At 30.2% G+C, this 21,145-nt stretch carries 12 protein-coding genes; 3 read left to right on the plus strand and 9 right to left on the minus strand.

Annotated elements, in window-relative coordinates:
* Window positions 1–377: 377 nt before the first annotated feature.
* Together ACM55K_RS00860 and ACM55K_RS00865 are read left to right on the plus strand one after the other, a co-directional pair.
* The gene (locus ACM55K_RS00860) at window positions 378–1,604 is read left to right on the plus strand and encodes a phage integrase SAM-like domain-containing protein (protein ID WP_416848339.1); all 1,227 of its coding nucleotides are present in this window, start codon (window positions 378–380) and stop codon (window positions 1,602–1,604) included.
* Between the two features lie 1,245 nt (window positions 1,605–2,849).
* On the plus strand, window positions 2,850–6,206 hold the full coding sequence (locus ACM55K_RS00865; protein ID WP_416848340.1) for a TM0106 family RecB-like putative nuclease: 3,357 nt from the start codon (window positions 2,850–2,852) through the stop codon (window positions 6,204–6,206).
* 84 nt (window positions 6,207–6,290) lie between these two features.
* Here the strand turns inward: ACM55K_RS00865 and ACM55K_RS00870 are convergent, their stop codons facing one another.
* The 7 genes from ACM55K_RS00870 to ACM55K_RS00900 form a co-directional block, all read right to left on the minus strand.
* Window positions 6,291–6,596 carry a hypothetical protein gene (locus tag ACM55K_RS00870; protein WP_416848341.1) on the minus strand — a complete coding sequence of 102 codons (306 nt, stop codon included), beginning with the start codon at window positions 6,594–6,596 and terminating at the stop codon, window positions 6,291–6,293.
* Window positions 6,597–6,614: 18 nt separating this feature from the next.
* The gene (locus tag ACM55K_RS00875) at window positions 6,615–8,435 is read right to left on the minus strand and encodes an ATP-binding protein (RefSeq protein ID WP_416848342.1); all 1,821 of its coding nucleotides are present in this window, start codon (window positions 8,433–8,435) and stop codon (window positions 6,615–6,617) included.
* A 332-nt stretch (window positions 8,436–8,767) separates the two neighbouring features.
* Window positions 8,768–10,903, minus strand: a complete 2,136-nt coding sequence (locus ACM55K_RS00880) for a DEAD/DEAH box helicase (RefSeq protein WP_416848343.1) — start codon at window positions 10,901–10,903, stop codon at window positions 8,768–8,770.
* A complete protein-coding gene (locus ACM55K_RS00885; RefSeq protein ID WP_416848344.1) occupies window positions 10,903–12,216 on the minus strand; it encodes an ATP-binding protein in 1,314 nt (437 codons plus the stop codon). Before ACM55K_RS00885 ends, ACM55K_RS00880 begins: the two co-directional genes overlap by 1 nt.
* Window positions 12,213–14,909, minus strand: coding sequence for a tellurite resistance TerB C-terminal domain-containing protein (locus ACM55K_RS00890; protein WP_416848345.1), 2,697 nt, complete (start codon window positions 14,907–14,909; stop codon window positions 12,213–12,215). The genes ACM55K_RS00885 and ACM55K_RS00890 overlap by 4 nt, the downstream gene beginning before the upstream one ends.
* A 436-nt stretch (window positions 14,910–15,345) precedes the next feature.
* A complete protein-coding gene (locus ACM55K_RS00895; protein WP_416848346.1) occupies window positions 15,346–16,968 on the minus strand; it encodes a hypothetical protein in 1,623 nt (540 codons plus the stop codon).
* A 35-nt stretch (window positions 16,969–17,003) separates the two neighbouring features.
* Window positions 17,004–17,564 (minus strand): hypothetical protein, encoded by a 561-nt coding sequence (locus tag ACM55K_RS00900; RefSeq protein ID WP_416848347.1) that lies wholly within the window; start codon window positions 17,562–17,564, stop codon window positions 17,004–17,006.
* A gap of 180 nt (window positions 17,565–17,744) precedes the next feature.
* Between ACM55K_RS00900 and ACM55K_RS00905 the strand changes: the two genes are divergently transcribed.
* Window positions 17,745–18,152 (plus strand): helix-turn-helix domain-containing protein, encoded by a 408-nt coding sequence (locus ACM55K_RS00905; protein WP_416848348.1) that lies wholly within the window; start codon window positions 17,745–17,747, stop codon window positions 18,150–18,152.
* Window positions 18,153–18,550: 398 nt separating this feature from the next.
* Here the strand turns inward: ACM55K_RS00905 and ACM55K_RS00910 are convergent, their stop codons facing one another.
* Both ACM55K_RS00910 and ACM55K_RS00915 read right to left on the minus strand, forming a co-directional pair.
* On the minus strand, window positions 18,551–19,000 hold the full coding sequence (locus ACM55K_RS00910) for an ASCH domain-containing protein (RefSeq protein WP_416848349.1): 450 nt from the start codon (window positions 18,998–19,000) through the stop codon (window positions 18,551–18,553).
* Entirely contained in the window at window positions 19,000–21,075 is a 2,076-nt protein-coding gene (locus tag ACM55K_RS00915; RefSeq protein ID WP_416848350.1) for a PIN domain-containing protein, read from the minus strand. The genes ACM55K_RS00910 and ACM55K_RS00915 overlap by 1 nt, the downstream gene beginning before the upstream one ends.
* Window positions 21,076–21,145 lie beyond the last annotated feature (70 nt).

A 21,145-nucleotide genomic window follows, 5' to 3' on the forward strand; every position in this document is an offset into this window, starting at 1 on the left:
AAATAAGAGATAATTATCTAACACGAATATTTTTCCACCATATTTATTCTTTTACAAAAAAAACCATATCGTTTTAACAAAAACAACAGTATTCGTGACAAAAGTATGATTTTTTTACATGAAATTTGCTTTTTATATTGTTATAAAAAAAGCCTTTCAAAAATTTTGAAAGGCTTTTTTATGTGGTCCCACCTGGGCTCGAACCAGGGACCACCTGATTATGAGATAGACTATTAATGTTTGTATTTAATTGCATTTAGCTTCAAAGCTACTGTATTATAGCTATTTATCATTTTTAAAAAATATTTTTGTTTCATCCTGCTTCACAATATGTATGCATTTGTTGTACGTATGTTGAACTTTTAAAAATATTAAAAATGAAAGCTAGTGTAAAAATCATCCTAAAAAAAACAATGCTTAATGATGGTACTTTTCCAATTAATTTAAGAATAACGATAAACAGAAAATCGAAATTCTACAAAACCCCTTACAATGTATTACCAAAATTTTGGAACAACAAAGCAAATGAATTTACATCTAAATTCCCAAATTATTTACAATGTAATCGAATATTAAATTCGATAAAACAAGATGCTTCTAAAATATTAAATATAATGATCGAGGAAGGTAATAACTATTCTCTTGAATCATTTGACTCTTTATTTAGACCTGAAGAAGTTAAAAAACTAAGCTTTATCGCTTATTTTGAGGAGAGAAAACTTCAATTAAAAGAATCTGGAAAAATAAGTTCAAGCTGTTCCTATCGTGACACCATTTCTGCTCTTATGAGATTTAGATCAACAATTATAACTTACGATTTTACAAAAATTAATTACGATTTTCTAATAGCTTTTGAATCTCATTTACGAGCTCATGACTGTAACGATGGTGGTATTGGCGTATATATGCGCAATATTAGAGCAATATATAACTCAGCAATAAAATCTAAAATTGTTTCTAGTGAATTTTATCCTTTTAAAGATTATATAATTTCAAAATTGAAATCCAGTAAAGTAAAGAAGGCTTTAAGTAAACAAGATTTACAACTATTACTGGACTATGACATATCTGAAAACAAAGAGGGTGCGAAAGCATTGTATGCTTATCTATTTAGTTTTTACTGCCGAGGCATGAATTTCACAGATGTAGCTGAGTTAAAATGGGAAGATGTTGATTTAAGCAGTTTTTCGTATATTAGAAATAAAACGCAAGTAAAATTAAATGTAAAAATTCCAAATAATAATTATACGAAAACTATTCTAAACTACTTTAAAATTTATCGACCATTTGATACCGATTATATTTTCCCAATTTTAGACAAAGATGAAAAGCTATACACAAAAGAAGAATTGAGAGATAGAAAAAAAAGTGTTTTAAATTATTATGGGAAACTTCTCAACATTATTGCACTCCAATGTGGTATTAAAAACAAAGTGACTTTTTATACTGCTAGACACACCTTCGCAACAATATCTTTAAAAAAAGGTATCAATACCGTCATGATTAAGCAAGCCTTAGGACATCAATCTATTAAAACAACTGAAACTTATTTAGAAGATTTCAACACTACAGATTTAGATTTCGCCTTTGAGAACTTAATCTAAAATTATTGGAACCTTATAATACAAAAACTTCATCTTTTACGAATGTAATTATAGTTTCTGATAAACTTACTTTTTTATAATCAGAAGGATTATCAATCCATGGTTTTTTCCTTTATAATTTTCACAAAGAAAAAAAGAAAAAAAAGAAAGTCCTCGCATTAGAGGAGGTTTCAAAATAAGTCAAGTTTTTTTGATAAAATACAACCCGAATGGGTGGAGATTTTATCAAAAACCCGGAGGGCCTGAACTTTACTTTTTGAAACCGGAACTTAGCTTTGCTTTCTTTTTTTTATTTTTTTTATATTATAGCAGTATGCTTCTGAGGAAGTTGGAAAAGTTCTTATGAGAATGGCAATCAAACACCCCCAAGCACCACAGAAAATAATGATTGTAGCGATAGCGGAAATTATTATTATTCGAGGAGCGCAGTGGCGGGGTTGCGGCAATCGAACTGCCACCATAGACGCGGGAGTACAGCGCAGGCACGGAGCGAAAAGGAGCGGGTATGAGCGTGAAACGGCGGGGTGACTAAAAAATCAGTCCCGCTTTTTCTGCGGGGCGTTCCTTATTCAAATGCAAAGTGATAACGGAGCAAACCCCGATGGCTGTGCGAAGGAGCAACCGCCGAAAAAATAAGGGGCGACAGACACAATACTGCTGGAATGCAGTGGAGCGTAGCTTGCGGAGCGAAACGGAATGAAGCGGTATTGTGGATGTAGTAGCCCCGACAAACGCAGGAAGCGACCGTGTGAAGACAAGGAATGAAACGGCGCAAAAAAAAGAGCTGCTTTTTTTTCTAAGCTGCTCTTTTTTTTGTGCTGTGAAGTGCCTGTGGAACTGAGGAAGGAGGCTTTTTCTGCCGACGACCGACTGGAACAGCCGAGCGGAACAAAGGAAGCGACCGAAGAGAGACCGCTTGATTGCCCGTATTCTTTTTAACGGAAATGTTCTTTTTGAACTAGTTTGTTTAGAGATGCGTATTTTTTCTTTATTGGCTATAATTTCCTTTTTTTTTAAAAAACTTTTGTAAAAAAAATTACTGCTATAAGACACAAAAAAAAGTGTTTTTGTTTGAAAAAGTGTGATGATGATTTTTTTTAGAGAATTGGAAAGGACAAATACTTGAGTACGAAATATTGTACAATGTTTTAATTGATTTTAAATTCATATATTTGATTTCCCCTCAAAAAAAGCACAACTTAATCTTCTAAAACGACATTAAAAACTAAAAAAGAAAACCTTTCGATGAGAAAATCTAAAAACCAATTCATTTTTTCTGCTTCTGATTTATCAAATCATATTCATTGTAAACATTCAACAAAACTTAACAAAGATGTTGTAGATGGTTTGTTAGAAAAATCTATTAATAACAATAGGGTTTTAGATCTATTAAGAGAACGAGGTGTCGAATTTGAAAATGCATTTTTATCATCTATTGAAGCACAAGGTCATTCAATAATAAAAATTGATACCAATGAAACAGATGCACAGCAAAAAACAATTAATGCTATGCTACAAGGTATTGATTATATTTATCAAGCTAGATTATGTAATGATAAATGGCAAGGATGGGCAGATTTTTTAGTAAAGGTTTTAATTCCAAGTAAATTAGGTGATTGGTCTTACGAAGTTATAGATACGAAGTTATCGACACATACAAGAGCAGGTACAATTTTGCAAATTGCTCTTTATTCTGAAATTTTAGAAGAAATTCAAGGTGTCCTACCGGAATATATGCATGTCAGAACACCTGAGAATGAGATAAATTATCGCGTTAATGATTATATTTCCTATTTACGATTGATAAAAAAGAGATTAGATACAGCCATTTTGACTCCTACTTCCACTTATCCTGAACCTTGTGCGCATTGTGATATTTGTAATTGGTGGGAACATTGTAATAGTATAAGAAGGAAAGATGACCATTTAAGTTTTATTGCAGGTATGGGGACTTCTCAAATTAAGGAAGTCAAATTACACGGGGTTGAAACATTAGATGCCATGTCAAAACTACCATTACCACTGCCTTTTAAACCAAGCAAAGGTTCTAAAGAAACTTTTATTAAACTACGGGAGCAGGCACGAATTCAAAACGAAACGAGGACTACAAAAAAACCAATATATGAACTTTTAGAAAGAGTTGAAAATACGGGTTTTTACAATTTACCTGAACCTACTGAAGGTGATATTTACTTAGATTTTGAAGGAGATCCTTTGGTTGAACCATCAGGATTGGAATATTTATTTGGATGGGTATTTCAAAATAAATACTATAAAATATGGGTAATGAATATGGAACAAGAAAAAGTCGCCCTAGAGGAATTTATTGATTTCGTATTTGAAAAAAGAAAAGAATATCCAACACTACATATTTATCATTTTGCTCCTTATGAAACCATAGCACTAAAAAGAATGATGGGGAAATATGCAACTAAAGAAAATGAAATAGATATTCTTTTACGCACTCAATCCTTTGTTGATTTACATCGTATTTTAAGGCAGTCCATTAGAGCCGGAGTTGAACGATATTCTTTAAAAGATTTAGAGAAATATCATGGCTATACAAGAGAAATGGATTTACGTACACTTTCAAAATTTAAATCAAATTTTGAATTTTTATTAGAATCAAAAAAGATTGATGTTATTACTGATGAAATGAAAGATTCTATTCAACTTTATAACCAAGATGATTGTTTATCTACTCAAAATCTTCATAATTGGTTTGAAAAGGAAAGAGAAAATTTAATTAATAATTCTGAAATTATACCAAGACCTATTTACAATTCCGTAGAAATATCTGAAAATATTAATGCTCATTTGGAACGAATTGAACCTTTATTTACTGCTCTAATGAAAGATGTTCCTCTTATGTCAGATGAACGAACTCCTATTGAGCAAGCTAAATATATATTAGCTAATATGCTAGATTGGTATCGAAGAGAAGAAAAATCATTTTGGTGGGAATATTTCAGAATTAAGGAATTAGAACCTGATGAGTTATTAGATGAGAAAACAGCACTTACTTATTTACAATTTACAGGAGAAAGAGAAATTGTTAAAAAAAGTGTAGCTGACACCTATACTTTCCCAAATCAAGAATGTGAACTTAGAGTTGGAAATCAAATAAAAAATGAAAATGGTGGTAGTGCTGGCGAAATCATTGAAATTGATGAAATTAAAAATATCATAAAATTAAAAAAAGGACCTAGTATTAAAGATGTTCACCCAGAAACAGTAATTAAATTTGAGCAGTTTAGTACTAAAGATAAGGTTGAAACTTTATTACAATTTGCAGAATGGATAGTAATTAATGGTTTTGAAAATACTATTAATAGCTACAAAGCAACACGTGACCTTTTATTAAATACACCACCAAGAGTATCTATTCCATTAAATAATTACAAAAATATATTAGAAAAAAGTATTGATTGGGCAACTAAATTAGATAGCAGTTATTTACCCATTCAAGGCCCCCCTGGTGCCGGAAAAAGTTATACTGCAAGTCATATGATTTATGAGCTTATTAAAAATGGAAAGAAAATAGGTGTAACAGCCTTAAGCCATAAAGTAATTATCAATCTACTACATAAAGTAAAGCAAATTGCTGAAAATGAAAAATTTGATATAAAAATTCTATATAAAGGTTCAACAACAAATGAAGATGAATATCCATGGGATAGTGCTAAAACTATTGATGTAGTAGCTTCTAACCTTTCTAGCTATCACATTATTGCAGGTACGAGTTTTATGTGGTGCAATGAAAAATTGAAAAACGCTGTAGATTTTCTTTTTATTGATGAAGCCGGTCAATTTGCTTTGATTGATACTGTAGTAGTATCACATGCTGCAAAAAATATAATATTATTAGGCGATCATCAACAACTCAAGCAACCTATTAAAGGTGTTCATCCCGAAGGAACTGAAGTGTCTGCATTGGAGCATTTATTAGAAGGTAAAAAAACAATTCCTGAAGAAAAGGGAATCTTTCTGGAAGAAACATGGAGAATGCATCCGGACATTTGTTCATTTGATTCTGATATGTTTTATGAATCAAGATTACACTCTGTAGATGGGCTTGAAAATCAAAAAGTTGAAGGAAATACTATTTATAAAGGCTCTGGGTTATTTTATAAATCAGTTATTCATGAAGGAAATACAAATTTATCTATAGAAGAGATTGACGCCATTGAAAAAATAATTCAAGAGCTTACAAAAGGTGATGTCTTTTGGTTTGATGAAAAAAACAACAAACACCTTTTACAACATACTGATATAAAAATTATTACACCGTATAATAGTAATGTATTTGAGTTACAAAAGAGAATGCCCAATGTAGAAATAGGAACAGTTGATAAATTTCAGGGACAAGAAGCTCCTGTTATCATTTACAGCTTAGCCAGTTCAACACCAGAAGATGCCCCACGCGGAATGGATTTTTTGTATAGCCCAAACAGATTCAATGTAGCTGTATCAAGAGCAAAAGTTATTTTTATTATGGTTGGGAATCCTAGATTATTTGAACCAGATTGTAAATCACCAGAGCAAATAAAACTAGCCAATCCATTTTGTAGGTTTATGGAGTTGGCTACAATTGTACCTTGAGAAAACAAAAATAATGATGGTTTAAAGAATTCCTGGACTAAACGAGGGTTTTGTACAGGTGAATGGAGTAATGCTATTTTATTGTTATTCTAGAATTTCTTCAGCAGCACCTTCGTCCCACATTTCTCGGTAGATATTTACATATTCGAAGGTTGCAATTGGATTGATTTCATAATAATACCTGCATAATCTTTTAAAAAGTAATAGCATTTTATCGTCGTAGCAGTAATCTAATAAAATTTCTATTACACGTTCAATTTCCTTTTCGTCTTTGACCGTATTATGGTAAATTCTATCAACCTGTACTTCGTATATTATGAAAGCTTCTTGTGTAATTTTCTCTATACTTTCTGCTAATTCTTTGAAACCATTAAGATCATCTTCTGTCATCGAAACAACTATTTAGGTTTAAACGGATTTGTATGCTTGGTCTGGGTGGTTTGGCATATCTGGAAATGTATATTTCAATTTACCTTCTTCACGTAATGGAGTTAGGTAACTACGAAAAACCGTATTCTCTTTTCTATTTAATAAGGCCGCTAATTGTTTTGCAGAATAACTTCTGTATTTACAAAGTTCATAAATTACATCTTTTATTTTATTAGGGTCATTCTCTCTTACTTTTAACTGTTCTAGTTGCTCTCTTAATACAGAAGGTAACTCTTGTAATAAGGAATGAGGTTCTGTATTAAGCGACAGAGGTTCTGTATTAGTGGAATTAGGTTCTGTGTTAAGCAAATCAGGTTCTGTGTTAAGAATAACACTAGATATATAATATGTTGCTCTTCCTTTACCTTTTTGTTCTATAAGTCCTTTATCTCTAAGACCTCTTAGTTCGTTACTCGCTTTTAAAACATCACAAGCATTAAGTTGTCGGTATGTAGAATTATCAATTGCTCCAGCTTCTCGAATAAAGATTAACCCTTTTTTCTGTTCTGTATTTAAATCGAATTTACTAAACGTATTCAACCATTGTAAATCGCTTTCGTTAAGAAAATGATGCAACAGTAATCTTGTCGTAAATAAATTTGCTGTGTGGTCACTTTCGAAAGTTGGCGGTGCCAATGAGGATTTCTCCATCAAGTTTCTCATCGTTCTAATTCCGCTTCCTTTTGTTTCCGCAAGGTTCGTTTCGTGAAATATTGATGCTATAAATGGGTTTCTATTTTTAGATCCTGGTTCTCCCAACTGCTCTTCCGGTTTTAAAGAAAATCCTGGGTTTTTGATTTCTATTCTGTTTCCGTATCGGATTATTTGAATAGGTTGATTTTCTCTATACGTTCTGTGAATAAAGGCATTTACTAATGCTTCACGCAAAACTTTTGAAGGTAAACCAATTGCATCTGCTTGTAATTTATCATCTCCTAACAAAAATCCTTTTGGCAAATCGTCTGCTATAGCACTAAATGCCCTTTGAACCAACTCAATAAGTGGACCACGCATATCTATGGTAGTAAATCTGTTTTCAGGGTCTTCCACCCATTCGTTACCTGGAACTCGGATGTAATCTAGACGAACCATTGGCAACAATCTTCGTAATGCTTGACGTTTACCGAAAACTAATAATCCTGTGTAGGTTAATTTCCACTCGTCTTTATCTTTTTTAATACAACCCAAAGATCTTAATAAATCAAAATCGCTGTAATCTAATTCTTCTGCATATTCGTTTACTTTGGCACGCAAGCTTTTGTATAATGAAATGGCTTCTTCGCTAACATCGTCAATGCTGGTGTCGTTTACAATGGTACTGTCTAAACTGTCTTCTTTGTTGTAGAAAATAAACAAATCATCTTCGGTACATCTTTGGTCGCTTGAACCAATTCTCCTGTATGCTCCTTGTGGCAATCCTTTGTTTTTGAAATACAATGGTTTTTGACCATCTGGCAATTCTTTAACAAACATTTTCAGGATTAGTTTACCATTTGATAGTTTTTCAATTTCTATATCCGGTCTAACCGGTTGGTTGAATAATGTTGCCGTTTGTGAAGCAATATCTAATTGTAACTTATCCGGGTTTGTAATTCCTTCAATAAAATAGTTTTGGAATAACGAAGTTTCATCTTTTACAACACCAAGCACAATTAACCCACCCCCTAAACCTGGTTCATTAGAAAATGCACAAATGGTTTCCATAATGGAAGTATCAATTGCGGAACCTTTTTTGGCTTCAATTGTGGTACATTCGTCTGTGATATTTAAATGCTCTAAAATGTCTTTGATGGGTTCCATAAGATGTTGTTACTATATTGATTGCGCAAAATTAAGCATAATCTAATTTTTTTACTTAATTAATTCTAAGATACCGCTAGTCTCTAAACAAAGAATGATGCTAGGAATATTTGGACTAGAAGCATTTTTTGTGAAGCTGAATGAGATAATGGCATTTTATTTTAATGGGTAAATATATCTATATATCTGTTGATTTTAAATAAAATTATTATTGTACAATACTATTCTTAATTCGTGGAAATCGGGATAATAAAAGTGTTATTAAATAATATAGAAAAAAAATCAGTATGATGTAAATAATATTGTGTTTTTGCCTGTCAGAAAACAACAATTTATTTATTTTCAATCAATTTTATTTTTGCTAAAAATTCTTTAGTTTGTTCAATATCAAAGTACTTGTCTTTTATAAGTTTAACTTGATAGTCATCTGGTAAATAAACTCCCCATTTAGAAAAATCTAATAAAGCTGGATTTGACTTCAAAAGTTTAGAAATATGGCTATCAATATTTTCCAATGGTGCAGATACAGAACTCCATTTAGAAATTAATTCTTGCTTAGAAACTTGAATATAAAATGAACTATTCGCATCGTCAAGCATATTTTTTATCCCAGATATATCTAAAACTAATTTAATTGTTCTGTTTATTCGTGTTCCTGTGAACGTAAAAAGTTGCAGGTTTTTTTCTGATGATAGCAAAGGTCGTTCAGAATGTAAATCCTTAATATTGAAAACAGAAAAATCTTTTCGAAGGATTTCTATTTCATCACAACTTGACTGGTCGAGAAAATCGTAATCCGTTTTAGAATAAAGAACGTCAACCATTTTTTCTCTAATTCTTTGATGTATTACGCCACTACTACCAAAAAACATTGGCTTTTTCCCATCTTTTGTTGGAATCACTTCTATCTTTTTTGCTTTATGGTCAACAAATTTTATTTTCCATATTTTAGCAGAAAGTAAAATGTTTTCATCCTCAATAATTTGTGGAGAAAATGGCACTTCCCCAATTTTATTACCTGCATTTACAACTTTGAAATTTTCTTCAGTCTTAAATACGCTGTAAAAATCACGACTGTTTACTATTTTCTCTCCTTCAACACCAATTATAACTTCGTGTTGTAATTTTTCAAGGAAATCAACTTCTATTAAATGCTGAAGAATTTGTTCTATTTCAAATAATTCAATGCGTTTAAAAGCTGAATTTCCAATAAGCTGATTTATTAAATCCGTTAGTTTAATTCCTGAATGTCCTTTTGTTATAGACAAAGCTTGATGAATTAAAATATCATAAGGCTTTTCATTTTTTTGAGGCGGTTCAATAAAACCCTCTTTGTATAATAACCAGCATCCAATAGATTGAAGTAAACTCCATTTATCTGTAGCATATAAATACAAATTACTGATTTCTCCATCTTTCCGTCCACTTCTACCAACTCTTTGAATTAAGGAAGCTATACTATGTGTTGCATCAATTTGTACAACTGCATCTACCGTTCCAATGTCAATACCGAGTTCTAACGTTGATGTGCAGGAAATGCAAAAGTTTTGTCGATTGTTATTCTTTGCAAAATATTCGACATATTCCCTTACTTCTCTATCGACTGACGAATGGTGTGAAAAGTAATTTGTATGACCTTTTACTCTGTCTGAAATTTTTCTAAGTTTCACAGCAACTTCTTCCGCTTTTCCTCTGCTGTTTGGAAAAATTAAAACTTTATTGTCTTTAGTTTCAATATATAAATCTTTTAAAAGCTCCAATGGCAATTCATTCCCTTCGTTTTTAAAATAACGGAATAAAGCATTTATTTCTTTTGTTGTCCTATCTATTAATATTTTTGTCTTCTCAACATTACCAGTAAATTCTTTTACTTCTAAAAATTTATTTTCTTCACTCATTGTAGCTGATAATCCAACAATACTGAATGATTTATGATTTACTTGTTGTAATCTTGATAAGATAGATTTCAACTGAATTCCTCTATCTGTACCAATAAATGAATGTATTTCATCTATTACTACATATTTTAAATTTGAAAACAACTGTTTGACATTGTAAGGTTTGTTTACAAACATTGCTTCCAATGATTCGGGCGTGATTAAAATTATTCCGTTAGGTTGTTTGATTAATCTGTCTTTAAATGTTTTGCTAGCTTCGCCGTGCCATTTTGTGACAGTAACATCAATATTTTTACAAAGTTCTTCAATGCGATAAAATTGGTCATTTATTAAAGCAATTAAAGGAGAAATATAGAGTACTTGAACACCTGATTCGTTGAAATCAACTTTTGAAAGTATTGGTAAAAAAGCGGCTTCTGTTTTTCCGGATGCTGTTCTCGATGCTAAAATATAATTATCATCGGACCCTAGTATTCTTGTAATAGCTGCATTCTGAATTGGTCGCAATTCTTCCCAACCTTTATCACGAATGAATTTCCTAATTGGCTCTGAAAGTAAATCAAATGACATTATAGTTCTTCTATGCTATCTAATGAAAATTCAGCAGGTCTTTCATCTGAAATTTCAAGTTCTCCAAATAATTTAACTTTGTCCACAGTTGGATTTTGACGAATAATATTAAGAATATTTAAAAAATCTCGAATGACTTCTCTTGGTGTTAAAAATTCAGAAGCTCCTGGTTTGTTAAATAACTCTTCCATAAACTGTTGAATATCGTCATCATTAATTAATAGATCCGTTTTGTAGTTATAATCAAATATTGCTTTTAAATTTTTAAGCAATACAAATATTTCATTGTGGTCAAGAGGAAGTAAACGAATAACTGGTTGTGCAAAATCCCTTATTTCGGCTGTTTCATATTTATTAGTTACCAATCTTGTTTTTAAAGCATCATAGCTAAAAAAACCTCTGCGTTGGTTTTCTAAAACTTCTTTTGTACCAGCAAAATTGAAAAATAAATTGGTTACTTTTCCCTGAAAACAATCATTGTAGATAGTAAGTATTTTTTCGTAATTTTTCTCTCTAATAGCAGAATTTGAAATCTTATAAAGATTAATAGCTTCATCAAGATTTATCATAAAACCGCTATACCCCATACTTACAAATAGTTTACAGAAATTTTTGAGCATATCATAATAATTTAAATCATTGATAATTTCTCTAATCCCTAAATCTTGTCTTGCTTCGGTTTTGGTTCTATATTCACCTTTCAACCATTTCAAGGCATTTCTTCTTAATTGCTCATCGTCTTTTATATATCCTTCATAATATTTCATTACAACCAATCCAAAGTCAAAACCACCAACATCGGTTAATTCATTAATAGTTTTTTGAATATTAGTCTGAATCAGATTCAAATATTCTTCCTTACGAATCTCAGTCAATGAAATTTTATTGTCTTCTGCTGTTTTAGTGACAACTTGCTCAATCCATTTTTCTAACAAAGTTGGCAATGCTCCCCCTTCAGGCTTGGTCTGAATAGACACATTGTCCATAATCGAAGTGTAGAGAGCAACTCCTTTCCCATCATTAGAATATAAACGGTTATCGGGAGTAAAATCGGCATTTGCAACTACAAACTTCTGTTTCAAAGCCACAGTATTAAGCAAATGAAGCATAAATGATTTGCCTGAGCCAAAGTCTCCAATCCAAAACTTTACCATACTATGACCATTTTTCACATCTTCTAATGCAGTAACTACTGCATTTATTTCTTCGGAACGCCCAACGGCAATATGTTGAACACCAATTTTTGGAACTACGCCCCCAATTAATGAATTGATAATTGATGTGGCTTCTTTAGGTTTAATTTTATCTATCATTTTGTTGAAATTCTTTGAAAATAGTTTGTATTAATGGTGTAATAATCGTCTTCATCGTCAATCAGCACATCATCCAAAAACTCATAACAAGTATCGTTAATGCTTTCTATTAATTGATTTTTGAAAACTCCTTTTGATTTTGCAAATACTTCAAATTCGCTTTGAGATACTGAAAAATTGCTTTTCGCAAATAGTTCTAATGCCGTTGTGTGTATTGCTGTAAAAGTTAATTCACTTATAAAAGAGGATTGATGAACCTCTTCGTTTTTTTGAGTTATCTTAATTTGGATTTCTTCGCTATTTATTTCTTGAGATTTTATGGTATTGTTTTCGTCTTCAAAATCATCATTTAAATACTCATTCAAGAGTTCGACAGTTGTAGAATGTTGTTGCTGTACTTCTTTTATTGAAGCTGTATTTAATTGTATTTTTTTACGTTTGACTTTATATATCTTGGAAACACTTTCTAAAGCCTTATCTAAATCCTTATCTTTAATTAGTTCAATAATTATTTTTTCAAAATCGTGTAATTGTTCATTTGAGTTAAATAAGCTTTTCTGAATGGTTTTTGTGAGTTGTTTGTAGTTGAAAGTATCGGATTTCAAGTCGCAGTGTAAATAATAAATATAAAAAGTAAGTGCCGATTCCTTATTATATTTCGATATGAATTTAGATGCTTCAAAAAATATGTTTTCTATTGATGCATTCTTTTCATTTAGTGATGCAAGAGAATAAATTGAATCAATAAATTCATTTGAATTTTCATTATAGTCTCTTGTTAATTCTTCAAACTTAATTTTCCAACGATTTGTATTTTGTGAATATAGCTCAATCTCGGTAGCTTCATCTGGTAACGCAACTTTTGAAATTAACAGGGGAAGTAATTCGCTAACTTTAGAAATTATTTTTGTTTCAAAATCTTCTTTTACCTCTTTATCAGTGTAATATGTGTCAACACTTAGTTTGCGTTTATGACCATAAACTTCACGAACCGTATTTTCACAGTATTTGAAAATGTGCGAATAGAATTCATTAATTATTGAATTGATTCCATAAGTATAACTATGATTGAGATTCTGCCTTTTTGCAATTACATTTGCAACTGATAAGAATTGAGCTTCAATAGTCGTTCCTTCTTGATTATATTTATTTTTCAACTCTGAAATTAATGAAATGTAAAGTTTCAGAATTTCAAGACGACAATATTCAAGGTTAAAAAAATTATTACTAGGACTATAGATTTTGTTAAGAAGTTCTACTTCTTCTTGGTTCAGATTTAACTTGTCCTTGTAATTGTTTCCTAATTTCCAATACTCTTCATATGAATAGATATTTTCTTTTTCAATTGAAGAATAATTGGCATTTTTTGATTTTTGTTTTAAAAAGGAAATTGCATAGGGTTTTGTTTTAGGGTAGTATTGTCCTAATGTATTAGTGAGATTTTCAAGCTTATAAATATCTTTATGAATTTCATATTCATTTAGTAAGTCGAAAAGTAAGATAAAAGCATAATTTGTGTTACCTTCTAAATCTAGATACTTACCATTTAAAAAGTTGTTTTTAAAAATGGAATAGAAATGTTTTTGTTCATTGGAAGCTCGAACGATTTCAGAAAAATAATAAATATATTTATGCTCCCAATGAGGAACCTTAACCAGGTCTAAAGTATTTTCTTCTTTTATAAAGTAATGTTCATTTGTAACATCAATTATAGAATCGTCGCTAAGCTTAGTTTGCAAGTCAGTTGATACTTTATTCTCTTTTAGACTGTCAATAACACTCAAAATTAATTTATTTTGTATTTCCTTTTCTTTCTTTAATTTTATATGATTAATTCTTTCAGAAGTACTTGTTTTATTTAGATGCGGTTTGAGTTCGTCTGCATTTAATCCAAAATCTATTGTTGATGTTTTTTTCATTAGAAAAGAAGAACAATAAGATTTTGTTTTAGGATAATGCAGTCCTAAATATTTAAATTGTTTTTCAAGTTTTGAGATGTTTTTGTGATTATCATAATCATTTAATAGGTCAAATAATAAGATAAATGCGTAATTTGTATTACCTTCTAAATCAATAAATATATCCTTTAGAAACTTATCCTTGAAAGTACTATAAAAAAACTTTTGCTCACTAGTTGCTCCGTTTATTTCAGAATACGAGTAAATATATTGTTGTTTCCATTTAGGCACATTAATACTGTATTTTATCATACTGTTATTTAAGTTTATTTTCGGAGATTGCCCTGTAATGTCGATGATTGAATTATTTTTATAATAATTCGAAGATTCTAACAAAGATTTTTCCTTTATTTCTCCAAAAATAATTTTTTGAGTTTCTAATTCAGAAAACTCATATTTACCCGTTTCCTTACTTTTTTTCCTGATCTTTTGAAAACATATTTTACATACTTGATTTTCATTTCCTAAACCCCAAAATGAAATAGTCTCTTTGGATAATGAATTTTGACAAGTCGAACAACGTGTTTTTGATTTTTGATTATACTTAAAATCAAAAAAACCTTGACCCATAAATTGAAATATAACAAAGTCAACAATTCCAATTATCATTGGAATATATGTCCAACAAAAAATTATAGAGAAAACACCTTTTGCAGTTTGTCCAAGATAAAATCTATGAATTCCAATTCCTCCAAATAATAAGGCTAATATAGATGCAGTTTTTTTACTTTTCATTTGTTATGATGTGTTTTTCTTAATTCAGGAAATTCCAACAAACATTTAGAAATTTTATTAAAAAAAATATTTTTATCACTTTCAACTCTATCAATTCCCTCTCTGTGTGAAGCTAAACATAAATAGCATTAGTAATATTTTCCTGTTTTTCAACAACTTTTTTCTTTCTATTCTTTCTTTTGCTTCTGTTAAAAGTAAATGTATTTTTTCTTCAAACTATTTTTCAGCCATTAAATAGACAATTTTCAGCAATAAGATGTAAATATATAACAAAGCAATCTAAAGAAAAATGAGGAAAACCGTAAACGGATGAAAAAAGAAGCATAATAGTGAGGCTCTTCCGTCTTATGAAAACAATTTTTGAATTATTTCTTATTTATATCATGGATTTTAAATTTTGAATTAAAAATTAGTTTTATTCCAAAATTGTCGTTTACTAATCTGGTTCATTTTGCTCAAAGCTCAATAACCCGTCTTCAATAACCAAATTATGCAATTCATACATCAGTTTCTCAACAATAACATTCATCTGAAGAGCCTCTTCTTTTTTGAGCTTAGATAACTTATGATGAAGGGTCATATGCTTATCTAAATAAGGAAAGAAATCAGTCCAGAACTGCTCTATTAGATAATTATACTTTCGTATGTCTGAATCTGCATAGAGACATAAATGCCATAATGTTTGATTAGAAAGATAATTAGGTAGGTAATACGTTTTTACAAAAATGTACGTCCTGCAAAATGACATGATAAATAATGAAAAAAAGTATTCTAAACCTTGATAGTTTTCTTTATCATCATTGGCTATTGCAAAAAATTGCAGGGCAATATTTTTGGTAGGCTTATAATAAAAATGCAGATCAGCGTGATAAGAATTGTGAGGAACCTCCCAGTGAAAATAAGGAAGATATTTACTCGATGAATATATCAGATATTCGTTTTGAATAATGCTGGAAAAGAAACTCTGATTCTGATACAGATTAGTCTGTATCCAGTAACGACTGTGGCTTAACAAAACAAAATCATGTTTTTCTCCTATTTTACTTTTTAAAGATTGAGTGATTAATTTTAATTTTTCATTACCCGTCCCGACAGCTATAAGCATCAGATAATAAGTCGTTTTTTCGCCATAGGTAATTTGATGATATAAATAGATTTCCTCAACTTCTGTCATTTCTAATATAGTTTCTATTGCAGTATCTAAAATTATATTCTTCGGCTCCTTTTCAATTTCACATACAGCCTCATTACTTTCATGCAGTCCTTTCTTTATAAGCTTCTTTAATTCGACAAGCCTTTTTTCCACAAGAAAATAGAGACTTTTCTGGGCAATTCCAACTGCTTCATACATTTCTTCTTTATAAATTATATCATCATCCGCAGAAGCTTCTTTTGCTTTCCTAAATAAATCCGTCAGATAAAATTTATTGTAAGGGGTTCTGATAAAACATTTTTGAATATCAGGAATATATTGGATAAGATTATTGATCCTATCATCTAAGCTCTGCAAAACAGATTTACTTCCTATGTACAGTTCTTCTAAATAATCAAGATCGTATTCAATAAGTCTTGCATAGGATGTAAATACGCTGTTTGAAGAACCTTCTGAAATGAGATTTTTAATCTGCCACACATGAAGATCATGATCGTGGTAAAAATTATTTTCATACTCATTGAACCTTTTTTTGAATTTTTGCCATTCCTCTGTTCTAAAAATAGAATTTTCGAACTCATTATTTTGGTAGATAACCGAAGACTCACGGCAGTAAAACGCAAGGAAAGGAGAACCTAAAGAATAGTGATGACGAAGTTTTGAGGAGAAGATAAAAGCTATATTAATCTGAAGGTGTTCTTTAACTTTTCTTACCCACTTATTCTGCTGAAGTTTCTGAGCGTCTATATTGCTTTCAATATTGATAATAAGACAACTAAATTCCGAATACTGTTGTCTGGTAAAAAATATTTGAATAACATTATACTGATGGATTAATTGTCTGAGAATGTTTTCCAAATACTCGTTTTCGAGTTTTGGAAATGAAAGTTTTTCTAGAGTTTTCATAATACTGTATTTTTGAAGATTAGATAAAGGATATTTTATTCCGCTGAAGGTTCAGTCTGAGCAGTTTTCTTTATTCTCTCAACACCTCTTTCCCTCATTAGTTCCCCTGCATCGAGCATTTTGATTAAATGAATATAAGGTGTCGTAAGGTCGGAGTCAGGATCTACATAATATGGAGACAATGAAAGCTCTGTGATTTCACATAAGAAAAATTCGAACTGTTGTAGTGTTCTCTCTTCAAATGCATTTTGAAGCACCAAAAAAGGATTGTCGAATTCTTCTTTGGTCAGGGAAGAAAGATGAAATACAGTTTCAGAGCGGGAAGACTCTTTTACTTTCCATTTCTTGTCTTTTGCCTTCAGGCAGTAACAGACTTTGAGAAAAGAGCATACAGCAGTGTAAAAGACAAAAGCATTGCAGGGTGCATCCTGTTTGAAAACTTTTCGCTTATAGCAGTGAAGCACCGCATCACTTAAATTCTTTTTATAATAATCAAGATGTGCAAAGTCAAAAATAGCGTCAAATGCCTCAAATGGATTTCGTGCCACAAACCCCGCCCAAAACCTTGTTTCGAAGGATATTTTATTCTTTTTCATAGCGGAAAGATTTAATATTCACCAGCGAAGTTCCATTCTTTCAAAAGGATAATCTATTCGAAAAGCGGATATAATATCTGATAAAATGGATATTTTACAGGATATTTTTTTATCTTTGAAACTCAGAATTTTTAATCCAAATGGCTTTATCTTTGAGCCTTCAGAAAATTGATACTCACTATGGAACAGAAAATACATCAGGGAAGAAACGTAAAACGCTTCAGAGAAATGCTTGGAATCAAGCAAGAGGCATTGGCTTTTGATCTGGGAGAAGACTGGAATCAGAAGAAAATTTCTATGCTCGAACAGAAAGATGTAATTGAAGATAATATTCTTAGGCAAATCTCAAATGCACTAAAAATTCCTGTTGAGGCGTTTGAAAACTTTGATGAAGAGCAAGCAGTAAATATCATTTCTAATACATTTGATAACGGCGCTTTCTTAAATACAGGTCATAGTCCAACATTTAATGTTAATCCGATCGAAAAATTGATCAAAATTCATGAAGAAAAAATTGCATTGTACGAGCGCATGCTGAAAGAAAAAGATGAAATGATGGCAAGGCTTGAAAAATTAATCAATAAATAATTGGGATAATTCTTATTCATATTTGGAAAAACAAAATTCGAAATAATCATTTGTAAAAGATATATTAATTCCAGAAAGAGACTTTTAGTCTCTTTTTTGTTTCCTGTTATTTAGATAATTCAATTTACAACAAACCAAATGAATAAAAGAATAAAACTTAGAGTTGAAAAGGAAATTTAAGTACAAAAGGCTTTACCGAAATTATTTACCTTGCATATGAAAATGAAAAATTATCAAATCCTTTTTGACGTCTTCTCACCAAAAAAAGAAGTAGTAGAAAATTTTGTGTTGGATTATATATCCGTAAATAGTTTAACACTATTACTTTACTTACTACTCTTAATAACTCCAGATTAGTTTACCTATTTTCAGAATATCAAAAAAATTAAAAAGATATATTAAACGAATAATTCTTTCAAATCATTATGATTAATTAAAGCGTTATCAATATATCGGTAGGTTTGCGGTGGATTAAATCCAGGGATTATTTTTTTTAACTTTTCTAAATTTATTGTATGTCCCAATAAGCTTTTAACTTCTTTTAATTCAATACAAAAAGCATTATTTGTTTCTTCGTAGTAATTATCAAATTCTCCTTTACTGATCCCTGTCTTTTCACCAAATTTTTCCCAAATGATTTCTGGTTTATCTTTAATTAAACCTGCAATTTTACAAACACCCCACAATTCTTTTACAGGAGAGGTAACATAGATAAGCATATAGCTATCTATTCCAGCCCTTAAAGGAGCCGATTTTCTTAATTCAATAGTTTTTTTACCCTTAAAAATTTTTTTTGCGTATTGGGGTTTGATTGATATAAGTAGCAAACTATTATTTTTATTCTCCATTATTTTAATTCCATTCCTAATTTATAGAGTGCAAGATACGTTTCAGTTTTAATTTCTACAGGCGACAAAGCCATAAAGTTTTTATTTTCTAATTTTTTAATTAGTGTTTTTATTTTACTTAGCGATATTGAGTTTTTAAACATCTCAGTATCAGAAAATACGAAGGCCATTACTTCATTATTATTTTTTGCTGTTTCTGAAATATGCTTCCATTCATAAATGCCAAGTTGTTTAAATTGTTTATATAACTTTTTTGGTTCATCAATAAAAATTTCATCAATATATGACGAAGCATTTATTCTGCCTTTACCTCTAGTAGCTTTATTTTCGCTGATGTACCATAAAATTCTCGCAGGCGATTTTAAAATTTTCGGAAAAGCAGAACGATAATATACATTTTCTCTATTAAGTAATAGTTCATATTCAGGTTCAAACAAGGCTAATTTTTCGTCTGACTTATCATCAAATAACTGTTCTGCCCACTGTGGTTGAATTGCAACAATATAGGTAGGTATTTCTAATTCTTTGATTTTTATTGGAGATAGATGTCGTTCAATATTGTAATTTATTAAAAACTGATCATCATCTATATTACAATCTGTTTCTTTTAATATTTCATTCAGAGTATCTTTTGTATTAAAAGAGATATCATTTTTCTTGGATATTTCTGTAAGTATATTTTTTTCTTCAATTATTCCTTTGAGATTTATTTTCCGCCATGAATTTCCAACATTAACAAATCTAGCTTCTCTAATAACGTCAATAATATCATCATCTAAACACTGTTCCGTAATCTCGATTGAAATTCTATCTTCTTTTGTAGATGTTAGGATTGATTTGAAAAGTAAATGTTTTGACAATGTAATTTTTAATTCATTCTTTAGAAATCTAAAAACTGGAATTTTAAGTTCTGAACTAGAAGTTCTGTCAAAGATTATAAATGCCAGTAATAAATCATCTTTTGAAATTGTTATTAATTCAAAGTCATTTGGTAGTGAAAGGGAATTTCTAATTATTTTATCAAACTGATGTTTCTTTTCAGTTGGTTTTAAAAAAACATTAGTGAAGTGACTAATATTGGATGCATTAACGCTTTTTGAATTGATATTAGTCCCTACTAATCGCTGTGGTTGATATTTTGTTACTTGAATATTCTCATCTAAATGAGTAATAAAATCACTCGGTCTATAAATATTTAGATCGTATTTAATTTTAAAATAATCTCCTTTACTTAATATTTCTTGATCGCGAGTTATAAAAAAATGTGCTCCTCCAACAATGGAATATGCAATATGATTTAAGTCCGATTTATCATTTTGACTTTTGAGCGGAAATACTAATTTGAGGTCAGCTATTATATTTTTATATTCAACTTCATCCCTAAACGGAAGCTCGTTATAGTGTGCCAGAAGTTGTCTGCTACTTTCTTTTTGTTTTTGTGTTTTTGATCTATTTATTTCTACGTTTATTTCTCTTGTAACAAATAATATTGCCTCACTTAACAACCAATCACTGTTTAATGCTAAACTTTCATCTTCTCTTTTATCCTTGATATCCAGAAACACATTCATATCAATTACAGCAACAATTTTATTGCTAATTTCGAAATCTGAAATTTGAGATAGTAAATTATTTTGATAATGTGGGAACCACCAAACGGTTAAAGGCAACCCTAATTTACTTCTTCCTTTTTTTTCTTTTACAGGTACGAAATTAAAACTTTCCCATACCTTATCAATTCCATAATCATTTCGACAACTTAATTTTATTCCTTCAAACTGTTTTGTATTATTTTTTAAATAATCAATTAATTTAAGAGCAATATTTTTTTTTCTGTGAACTTCATTAATACAACAATGTACAATAGTCACACGATTAAATGAAATTCGGAAAAGAAGGTATCCCATTAAATCATCGCTTTCTTCTTCAAAAATGCCTATCAACTGGTTATCAGATGCGTATTTTTCAAAAGCCTGATATGGCAAGAAACCTAATGTTGCTGAATTTCGATCTCCTAATTCAACTGCTTTCTTAAATTTTTCTGAAGTGATATTATTTATTTTTTCTATTTGCAATTTTTATTTTTTTAAATGATGGTTCAATTTGTATTATCTAATATGAACATTAATGCTTTTTTTGTTAAAA

Origin of the sequence: Flavobacterium arabinosi, assembly GCF_048158725.1 — a bacterium.
Lineage (GTDB): Bacteria > Bacteroidota > Bacteroidia > Flavobacteriales > Flavobacteriaceae > Flavobacterium > Flavobacterium arabinosi.